The sequence below is a fragment of the Rhodoferax sp. genome (assembly GCF_014859475.1).
GTDB lineage: Bacteria > Pseudomonadota > Gammaproteobacteria > Burkholderiales > Burkholderiaceae_C > Rhodoferax.
On record NZ_JACUUE010000304.1, the window covers coordinates 1 to 2150 of the forward strand.

Annotated in this window: 2 protein-coding genes; both read right to left on the reverse strand. The window is 61.1% G+C overall.

Annotated features, from left to right (window positions below; translation table 11 throughout):
* Nucleotides 1-394, reverse strand: a 394-nt coding sequence (locus IBX54_RS14670) for an SH3 domain-containing protein (protein WP_296543393.1), incomplete at its 3' end; no start/stop codon positions are given.
* Nucleotides 395-438: 44 nt separating this feature from the next.
* Nucleotides 439-2150: glucosylglycerol-phosphate synthase (ggpS, locus tag IBX54_RS14675; RefSeq protein ID WP_296543394.1), on the reverse strand; the 1712-nt coding region annotated here is incomplete at its 5' end.

A 2150-nucleotide genomic window follows, 5' to 3' on the forward strand; every position in this document is an offset into this window, starting at 1 on the left:
CCCTGACCCAGTCGTTGCGGTGTTCCAGCGTGCGCAGCACTTCGCCGTGATCGGCTTGGCCGATCACGCGGCTGCGCGTGTTGGGTGCACTGCGCACATTGGCCACACGCGACTTGACCACCATGTGGGGTGTTTTGGCCACCAGCGGGCGATAAACCCAGCCGCTGTCGTTTTCAAAGTCGCGCACCTTGAGCCATTCGCCCTGGCGGCCGGTGACCTCCAGCGGGTAACCAAGGGTGAGTTTCCACAGCGCTTCATGCTGTGTGCCAGCGCCTGCGCGCATGTTGATTTCTGCCTTGGCCACGCTCACCATCTCGCGCGCTTGCAGCGCTGCTGTCGAGGCTACCAGCGTGAGCGCCAGCAGGGCGCGTACACATTTCTTCAAATTCAACATCAGAGTCCTTTGGCTAAAAAAAAGAATGACAACACGGCACAGGCTCAGGCAGCCTGCACCGCACGCATGAATTCATCGCCCCATTGCACCACGTTGTTGTCGGCCACGATGGCGGCCATGCGCTGGCAGCGGTAGGCTTTCTCGTCAGCGCCCATGGTGAGCGCCTGGTGCAACACCTTTGACATCGAATTGGCATCGTAGGGGTTGGTCAGCAGCGCGCCGTGCAGCTCGACAGCGGCGCCGGCAAACTCCGACAAAATCAGCACCCCCGCGCTGCCGGTGGTCTTTTTGGCGGCGACAAATTCCTTGGCCACCAGGTTCAGGCCGTCGCGTAGCGGCGTGATCCAGGCCACGTCGCAGGCGGCATAGTGCGCCACCACGTCTTCGAACGGTAGCGAGCGGTAAAAATAGCGCACGGGGGTCCATTCGAGCGTCGAGAAACGGCCATTGATGCGACCCACAATGCGGTCCACCTCGGTGCGCAGCGTCTCGTAGATTTCCATGCCCGGCGCGGCCGGGGTGATGATGTTGAGCAGCGTCACACCGCCGATGAGCTCCGGGTACTGTTCCAGCAGGCGCTCGAAGGCCTGCAGTTTTTCCAGCGACCCCTTGACGTAATCAAGGCGTTCGATCGAGACAATGCCTTGGGCGCCGTCGAGCAGGGCGTTGATGCGGGCGATCTTTTTTTGCACCGCAGGCTTGGTGACGATGTTTTCGATCAGGCCCGTGTCAATGCCCACCGGATGCGCGCCGAGCTTGACGCGGCGCCCGCCGACCTCGATGGCCGAAGTCATGGTATCGACTCCCAGGGCGCAGCCGTAGGTGATGAAGCGCGGCGCGCAAGGCACGGATTCAAGTACCTCCACCGGCGTGTACGAGCGCACCGCGTCAACAAAATTCTCGACGTAGCGCGGGATGTGAAAGCCGACGTAATCACACTGCAGCAGGCTGCCGATGATCTCGCGGTACCACGGCAGGATGTTGAAAATGTCGCTCGACGGAAAGGCGGTGTGATGGAAAAAGGCAATGCGCAAATCGGGCCGCAGCGGGCGCAAAAAGGCCGGCACCATCCACAGGTTGTAGTCGTGAATCCAGACCAGCGCGCCCTCGGCCGCCTCGCGTGCGGTTTGCTCGGCAAAGATGCGGTTGACATCCAGAAAACGTTCCCAATGCGCCTGGTTGAACTCGGCCTTGTCGGGGAACGAAAAAATGATCGGCCAGAAAGCCTCTTTGGAAAACTTCTTGTAAAAGATATCCACGTCTTCGGCGGTCAGCGCAATGCGCGCCACCTTGAGGTTGGGGTAATGTTTTTTGTCCACCGGCACATGGCGCACAAAGCCTTGCGGGGTGCGGCTGTCTTGCAGCGACCAGGCCACCCATGAGCCTTTGCGCGCGCCGGCAAAAAAGCCGAGCAGCGTCGGGATGATGCCGTTCGGGCTTTTTGGGCGCTTGTGCTTGAGCACGCCGTTTTCGAGCACCTCGTCGAACGGCGGGCGGTGGTAGGCCATGACCAGATCAGCCTCGCCACGTTCGTCCATGCGGCGCTGCGCTTTTGGGGTGCTTTCAACCTCCACGCCGTGGTGCGCCAGGCCTTTCAAAATACCGCCGCAGCCCTCGTCCTTGGCAATGAAGACGCGTGACATTTTGCGCACACGCTCGATCAGCGCGGGCTCGGCACCGCCGACCACAATGCCCTTGAAGCCGGTGGCATACATTGACAGGTCGTTGAGCGTGTCGCCCGCCACCACGATGGTTT